The 7022-nt window shown below is 57.9% G+C and carries 5 protein-coding genes; 4 read left to right on the top strand and 1 reads right to left on the bottom strand.

The genetic code is table 11. The annotated features are described in order from the left end of the window. Positions 1-6: 6 nt before the first annotated feature. Together B8784_RS18890 and B8784_RS18885 are read left to right on the top strand one after the other, a co-directional pair. A protein-coding gene (locus B8784_RS18890) for an IS3 family transposase (protein ID WP_143435295.1) occupies positions 7-1145 on the top strand; the annotation gives its coding sequence in 2 pieces (ribosomal slippage) (positions 7-265 and positions 265-1145; 1140 coding nt in all). A gap of 209 nt (positions 1146-1354) precedes the next feature. Further along, positions 1355-3445 carry a DUF4238 domain-containing protein gene (locus B8784_RS18885; RefSeq protein WP_084399560.1) on the top strand — a complete coding sequence of 697 codons (2091 nt, stop codon included), beginning with the start codon at positions 1355-1357 and terminating at the stop codon, positions 3443-3445. 75 nt (positions 3446-3520) lie between these two features. On the opposite strand, the gene B8784_RS18880 is transcribed toward B8784_RS18885, so the two are convergent. Next, positions 3521-4480: a PIN domain-containing protein gene (locus B8784_RS18880; RefSeq protein WP_158085749.1), complete on the bottom strand. Its 960-nt coding sequence runs from the start codon at positions 4478-4480 to the stop codon at positions 3521-3523. A 125-nt stretch (positions 4481-4605) separates the two neighbouring features. Here B8784_RS18880 and istA point away from each other — a divergent pair, with 125 nt between their 5' ends. Next, positions 4606-6093, top strand: a complete 1488-nt coding sequence (istA, locus tag B8784_RS18875) for an IS21 family transposase (RefSeq protein WP_169712612.1) — start codon at positions 4606-4608, stop codon at positions 6091-6093. After that, the gene (gene istB, locus B8784_RS18870; protein WP_084396756.1) at positions 6090-6854 is read left to right on the top strand and encodes an IS21-like element helper ATPase IstB; all 765 of its coding nucleotides are present in this window, start codon (positions 6090-6092) and stop codon (positions 6852-6854) included. Before istA ends, istB begins: the two co-directional genes overlap by 4 nt. The last annotated feature ends 168 nt before the right edge of the window (positions 6855-7022 follow it).

Genomic DNA, 7022 nt, shown 5'->3' with positions numbered 1-7022 from the left:
TGAGACATGGGCAAGAGATCAACGCCTGAAGAGATCATAGCGAAGCTGCGGGAGGTGGAGGTCCGCCTCGCGCGGGGTGAGACGACGGGTCAGGCCGTGCGTTCGATCGGGGTGACGGAACAGACATACTATCGGTGGCGCAAGGAGTATGGCGGGCTGCAGGTTGGCCAGGCCAAACGGCTGAAGGAGATCGAGAAGGAGAATGCGCGGCTGCGTCGCGCCATTTCTGATCTGACCCTCGACAACCAGATCCTGCAGGAAGTCATCAAGGGAAAGTTCTGAGCCCTTCACGCAAGCGCGAGGCGGTCGATCATGTGGTGGAGACACTCGGCGCAACCGAGCGCCGGGCCTGCCGCGTGATCGGCCAGCACCGTTCCACCCAGCGCAAGCCGCGTGTGCCACGCCAGGACGAGGATGTGCTGACAGCGGCCATCATCGCCCTGGCTGAACGGTTCGGCCGGTATGGCTACCGCCGGATCACGGCCCTGCTGAGACGGGATGGCTGGCATGTGAACGAGAAGCGGGTGTATCGCATCTGGCGGCGTGAAGGGCTGAAAGTGCCAATGAAACAACCAAAGAGAGGCCGTCTCTGGCTGAATGACGGCTCCTGCATCCGGCTGAGGCCGATGCACAAGGGCCATGTCTGGTCCTATGACTTCGTTCAGGACCGCACGCATGACGGCAAGGTGTTCCGCATGCTGTGTGTGATTGATGAGTTCACTCGCGAATGCCTCGCCATTCGTGTCGAACGCAAGCTCAACTCCCGCGATGTCCTAGACACGCTGGGCGAACTGTTCGTGCATCATGGCCCGCCGGAGCATATCCGTTCCGACAATGGCCCCGAGTTCATCGCCACGGCCCTGCGCGAGTGGCTTGGCCGGATCGGCGTGAAGACGCTCTATATCGAACCCGGTTCGCCTTGGGAGAACGGCTACTGCGAGAGCTTCAACTCCAAGCTCAGAGACGAGTTGTTGGCGAGGGAAATCTTCTATGATCTCAGGGAGGCGAAAGTCCTGATCGAGACCTGGCGGTGGCATTACAACACCGCGCGTCCGCACTCTTCTCTGGGCTACCGACCGCCCGCGCCACAAGCCATCTTGCCCGCGGCGTTCATACCGCCTTACTGTGGGGAGGTAGCGGCATGAACGCCGCTACGTGGGAACCGCCGGGCTAATAAATCTGGTGGACCACTCCGGTGGGGCAGACCAAACGTCCCGTGCTGTATGACAATAGGCGGTACCCGCTAGAATGACTGAATAACAACTTGCTACCTTAATGCGCGGTTGACGCCGCATCTCTACTGCGCCGGCGGTTCAAAAACGCTGGTGCCACATTGATTCGAGCATGCTCAACGATGGCCGGAAAAAACCAGCACTATATACCCCGCTTTGTTTTAAAGGGATTTCGAGACCCCGATCGACCAAGCCACGTTTGGAGATATGTTCGGTCGGCGCGCCAACCGATTCAGACAAGCATAAGATCGGCCGCGTCTGAAGATTGGTTCTATTCCGAATCCGATCCCACAGGGGCCCCGACGCTCGATGACCAAATTACCTCGGCAGAGAACGCACTCTATGCGCCACGAATTCAAGAGTTACGGGCGTTACCGGCCGGACCGCTACCTGGAAGCTCCGAACCCTATCTTCGCGCGCTAGTGCATCTATTCCTGCGGGCTAAACATGTGAGGGATTTCACAGGTGGAGCATTTGGTCAAATGCTCGGTTCCATACAGAGCGTGACGAACGATCCCGCCTATTTACGTCACTGGCTCGGCGTCGATACTGGGGCACTCCATTTTGATCTCGACCGTCAAATCCGCGAAACGATCCAAGCCTCGCGTCTTCCGCAAATTCTAAATCTGGGGGAAGACACGCTTGTTCGAATGCTGACATATCTAGCTAGGGAGAAATTCGACGAATATGCCAAGACCCACCTCATCTCGCTAAGCCCAGAAATTGGCAAAGTGGCGAAAGCGATTCCCGATCTGGCGGCGAAGGCTCAGAAAAAGGCACTTGCAGATAACCAGGCTGAACGAGCCCGCCTGAAGGAGCTGACGAAGCTATCCTGGATGCTCGTAGACTTCTCTGAGCCAAGCCTGGTACTGCCAGACTGCGTCGCAATCGCCAGGGCTGGCGGCACTTGGTCGTCGGCATTACTTCCACACTCTTCGGACGTTGAAGAAGTCGTCTTTCCGCTGACCCCTTTGCGAGTGTTAATCGGTTTGACAAATGGCGTCGAACCGACGGACGTCCAAGAACTGAACCAAGCTGCAATTGGATGCTCGCAAGATTTTTTTATAGCCGAAAAACGTTGCGATGAACTCGATAAAGCGCGCGTACGAATCGGATGCATCATTGAATCCAATACGGACGCGATGCTCAGAAGGGCGCTGGATGATGTTCTAGACGATGACAAGCACGGAAGGCCCGAGACACGCTTGCGTTCATCAATCGAAACGCACGCGCCAGAGCCGTTTGCGGATGGCACGAATTTCAAATTTCTCGGCGTCGACTCAGAAGAGACAGCGAGACGCATCGCACGCGCGGCGCAAGATGTTATCAATGGTTTCGGTGCAGTCTACCCTTTGCGCCGGTTGCACGGCGTCACCTACGCGCAGAACATTTCAGAGGGATTGGCGGCATTCTTGGAAGAGACCGAACAGGATAGGCCGGTCCATCCTCCTTCCGACAATGACTTGTATCACGGTGTCAGCCGAACCGAATTTGTGCAGATTGACAGAAAATTCTATATCCATCCCGTGATCCAGGTTGATCTCGGACACGCTTTGCTAGCCGAAGATCAAGAGATCCGCCAGCTCGGTATCAGTGTACTGTGTTCCTCACTAGCAGACGCAGCGTTAGAAGAGCTGTTCGATGCACGACAAAGTGCAATCGAGAACTTTCACGACCGGGATGATTTCAATGGTGCGCTAGCCCGCCATGGCGGTTTGTATTTCAGCACCTATTGGTCACAAAGATTGATCGGTGGTTTCGACCACCGAGAATGGCGATATTTTGCCGATCCTCTGACCGGACTGATTGACGGCGCGCTAGCAATCACGCCTAGCGCCTTGCAGGCCTATGAAGTGGATAATGATCTTGATCGAGTCTTCGGCAATGCCTGTGAAATGGCTCAATCGATCCTGGAAATGGCTGCGAGAGTCGCGGGCCGCCTCGACTGTGCCGATCCCTCAATCGATGTTCCACCCGAACTAAACCTCTACCTCGAGAATCTTGGCCTGAAAGATTGGTTTCGCCTGTTGAGAGAGGATCTTCAAGTGCTGTTTGACAAAGCTCCGAATTGGGACCGCATGTCGGATTTTGATTGTCTCAACCGGCATTTTGAACGAGTTCTTTGGGTCCTCGGAATTGTGCCGGAAAACCACCCTGAAGGCGGAGGGTTATGGGTGAAAATTCGTAGTTCCAAGTCGTCGGCAGAGGGTTGATTTGCCTTAGCGGGCATCGACTTGATGTCCAACTAACGCCGGACAAATGCTATTCTAGGCGCAGCTAGCCTACCCTCATGTATCGAGCATGTCCCAGTCGTCACCCAGCACCCAGCGCAATGCGGAAAGCTTGCCGTTGATCATGCCCCACTCGAAATCGTCCCATGGACCGAGATTATCAACACCTACCTCGTCCTCAGTGCGTTTCGCCGCCTTGAGAGCCTTGTCCCAAACGGTATCAAGCGTCTGATCTGCGCGATGCGGATCCCGACAATAATCTGACTCGTTCACGACATGATGCGTCCCGTCTTCGATAGCGCTTCGAAGATTCCAGTGTCGATTGTACCAGACTTGATGGAAAAGCAGATGCTCGGCTTCGAGAATTTCAGACAGGGATCGCGACTGTTGTGAGAAGCTAAGCTCCGCGCTGTGATCGGCTAGAAGTTCGGGATCACATTCCCGAAGGACGTCGACGATCGACACTGCGTAGGCTGAAAAGGACGGAGTGAACAGGTGTGCAATATCCTCGTGAGGGTCTCGGCGGTCGCTCCTGACGGTGCTAAAATCCTTTGTGTTGTGGGTCACAAATGCCAATGCTTGGCCAGCTGATCGTGCGGCCAAGAGATCGGCGTAAATTTCTATTAGTATGGCGTCACCGACACTGTTGCGGTCGCGATGGTAGGGTGCCGATCCCACGATGGCTCGCTCCGTCACTCGACGTTTTATGTCGTCGGTCGTCGGAATGGCGGTAACTGACCCAAGCAGTTTTTCGATCCGGTCCATCGCATCGTTTACAGCTTCCGACTTGATGGCGATCATGTGATCGACTTCGTTCAGGCCATGCAATGCAGCCGCTTTTGATTCATCGTCGCCAAATCTATTGATCGCCTCACGTACGAGCCTGAAATGGGACCGAAGACCCCGGCGCGACTCCTCAATTACGCGTTCCTTGTTTCGCGAAAACTCGTCGAGGACAATCTGTGGGACAGCTAGTTCAATAGCGCCCGAGCGGACAAGGTCTTCAAGGGCAGCGATTACGGTGAGAACGGCGGTGCAAAATTAGACCACGGTAGCGCCGTCGTATTGGCGGTGCGGGCGGCGTAAAAGTCGTCCACTTTTTCCCTTCTTGCGGCAGCAGGGAGGGCGAGGAGATTTACACCGTGGAACTTTATCTGAAGGTCAGGCTGGCGCGCAGCGAGGGGATGAGCCAGCGGGATCTGGCGCGCCATTTCAACATATCGCGCGACAGCGTTCGCAAGATGTTGGCGTTCTCATCGCCGCCGGGATACCGGCGCACGAAGGAGATCAAGCGTCCCAAGCTTGATGGGTTCAGCGAGATCATCGACGGCTGGCTTGAAGAGGACAAGAAGTTGCCTCGCAAGCAGCGCCACACAGCGAAGCGGATCCACGAGCGGCTCAAGGCGGAACACGAGTTCACCGGCGGCTATACGATTATCAAGGACTACGTTCGGCAGCGTGAACGACGCACCCGTGAGATGTTCGTGCCGCTGGCGCATCCGCCGGGCCATGCGCAAGCCGATTTTGGCGAAGCGTTGGTTGTGATCGGGGGTGTCGAACAAAAGGCCCACTTCTTCGTCCTGGATTTGCCGCACAGCGATGCCTACTTCGTGCGGGCCTATCCGGCGGCGACGGCGGAGGCCTGGATGGACGGGCATGTGCATGCCTTTGCCTTCTTTGGCGGGGTGCCTCTGTCGGTTCTCTATGACAACGACCGTTGCCTGGTCTCGAAGATCCAGCCGGATGGGACACGGGTCCGCGCGACGCAGTTCAGCGGATTGCTGTCGCACTACCTGTTCCGAGACCGCTACGGGCGGCCGGGCAAAGGGAATGACAAGGGCAATGTCGAGGGGATGGTGGGCTACGTGCGCCGCAACCACATGGTGCCGATCCCCCACTTCCCGGATTGGGAGAGCTTCAACGCCTACCTTGAAGAGCAGTGCCGTGCCCGTCAGGGCGACACCTTGCGTGGGCACACGGAGATGATCGGCGCGCGCCTGCAGCGGGATCTGGCCGAGATGCGCCCCTTGCCAGCCGCCCCCTTTGAGGCCTGCGCACAGGCCAGCGGCCGGGTGAGCTCCCAGTCTTTGGTCCGCTACAACACCAACGATTACTCGGTCCCCGTGGCCTATGGCCATCAGGATGTGTGGGTGCGGGCCTATGTCGATCAGGTGGTGATTGGCTGCCGTGGGGACGTGATCGCACGCCATCCGCGGTGCTACGCGCGCGAGGACATGGTGTTCGATCCGATCCACTACCTCCCGCTGATCGAACGCAAGATCAATGCTTTGGATCAGGCTGCGCCCCTTGCGGAGTGGGACTTGCCAAAAGAGTTCGACACGCTGCGCCGCCTGATGGAAGCGCGCATGCTGAAGATAGGGCGCCGCGAGTATGTCCAGGTGCTGCGTCTTCTGGAGACCTTCGGCATGGAGGAGCTACACGCCGCCGTAAAGCAGGCCCTGAAGATGGGCGCGGTCGGCTTTGATGCTGTGAAGCATCTGGTTCTGTGTCAGGTCGAGAAGCGGCCACCACGGCTCGACCTCGACGTGTACCCCTACCTGCCACGGGCGCGGGTCGAGACGACCTCAGCGGCCAGCTACATGTCCCTGATGTCGGAGGCTGCGGAATGACCCATGCCCCCGAAATCCTGCTGGAGCATCACCTCAAGAGGCTGAAGCTTCCGACATTCCTGCGTGAGTATCAGAAGGTGGCGCGCCAATGCGCCGCCGAGGGCTTGGACCATGTCCAGTTCCTGACGCGCCTGGTCGAACTGGAGCTGATCGATCGCGAGCGACGGATGGTCGAGCGCCGCATCAAGGCGGCCAAGTTCCCGGCCACCAAAAGCCTCGACAGCTTCGACTTCAAGGCAATCCCCAAGCTCAACAAGATGCAGGTGCTGGAACTGGCGCGCTGCGACTGGATCGAACGGCGCGAGAACGTGATCGCCCTCGGCCCAAGCGGCACCGGCAAAACCCACGTCGCCCTCGGCCTGGGGCTCGCTGCTTGCCAGAAAGGGATGACGGTCAGCTTCACCACCGCCGCGGCCTTGGTCAACGAACTGATGGAGGCGCGCGACGAGCGTCGCCTGCTGCGGGTCCAAAAACAGATGGCCAACGCCAAGCTGCTGATCATCGACGAATTGGGCTTCGTCCCTCTCTCCAAAACCGGGGCCGAGCTGCTCTTTGAATTGATCTCGCAGCGCTACGAGCGCGGGGCTACGCTGATCACGAGCAACTTGCCCTTCGATGAATGGACGGAGACCTTCGGAACCGAGCGCCTGACCGGGGCGCTCCTCGACCGGCTGACCCACCACGTCAACATCCTCGAGATGAACGGCGAAAGTTATCGCCTGGCCCAAAGCCAGGCGCGAAAAGCCACCAAAACCTCCTGACCGACAATCCATGACTTGGCCCTCACGGGCCAAGGCGGCCAGTCAACCGCCAGCTATTTGGGGAGCGCGGTCGACTGGCCGCCAGCGCTCTATGCGCCCTTCACGCCCAACCCCAAAGTGGCCTACTTTTGCGCCGCCCTTTGGTCGGGTTTTACTCCGCCGTTGACA

Origin of the sequence: Henriciella aquimarina (genome assembly GCF_002088975.1) — a bacterium.
GTDB classification, from domain to species: Bacteria; Pseudomonadota; Alphaproteobacteria; order Caulobacterales; family Hyphomonadaceae; genus Henriciella; species Henriciella aquimarina.
Note: the sequence above shows the minus strand (reverse complement) of the source record. Positions and strands in the feature narration are given on the sequence as shown.

Coding starts and splice junctions, on each gene's coding strand:
- B8784_RS18885 (WP_084399560.1), top strand. CDS start 1,355: ATGGCCGGAAAAAACCAGCACTATATACCCCGCTTTGTTTTAAAGGGA.
- istB (WP_084396756.1), top strand. CDS start 6,090: ATGACCCATGCCCCCGAAATCCTGCTGGAGCATCACCTCAAGAGGCTG.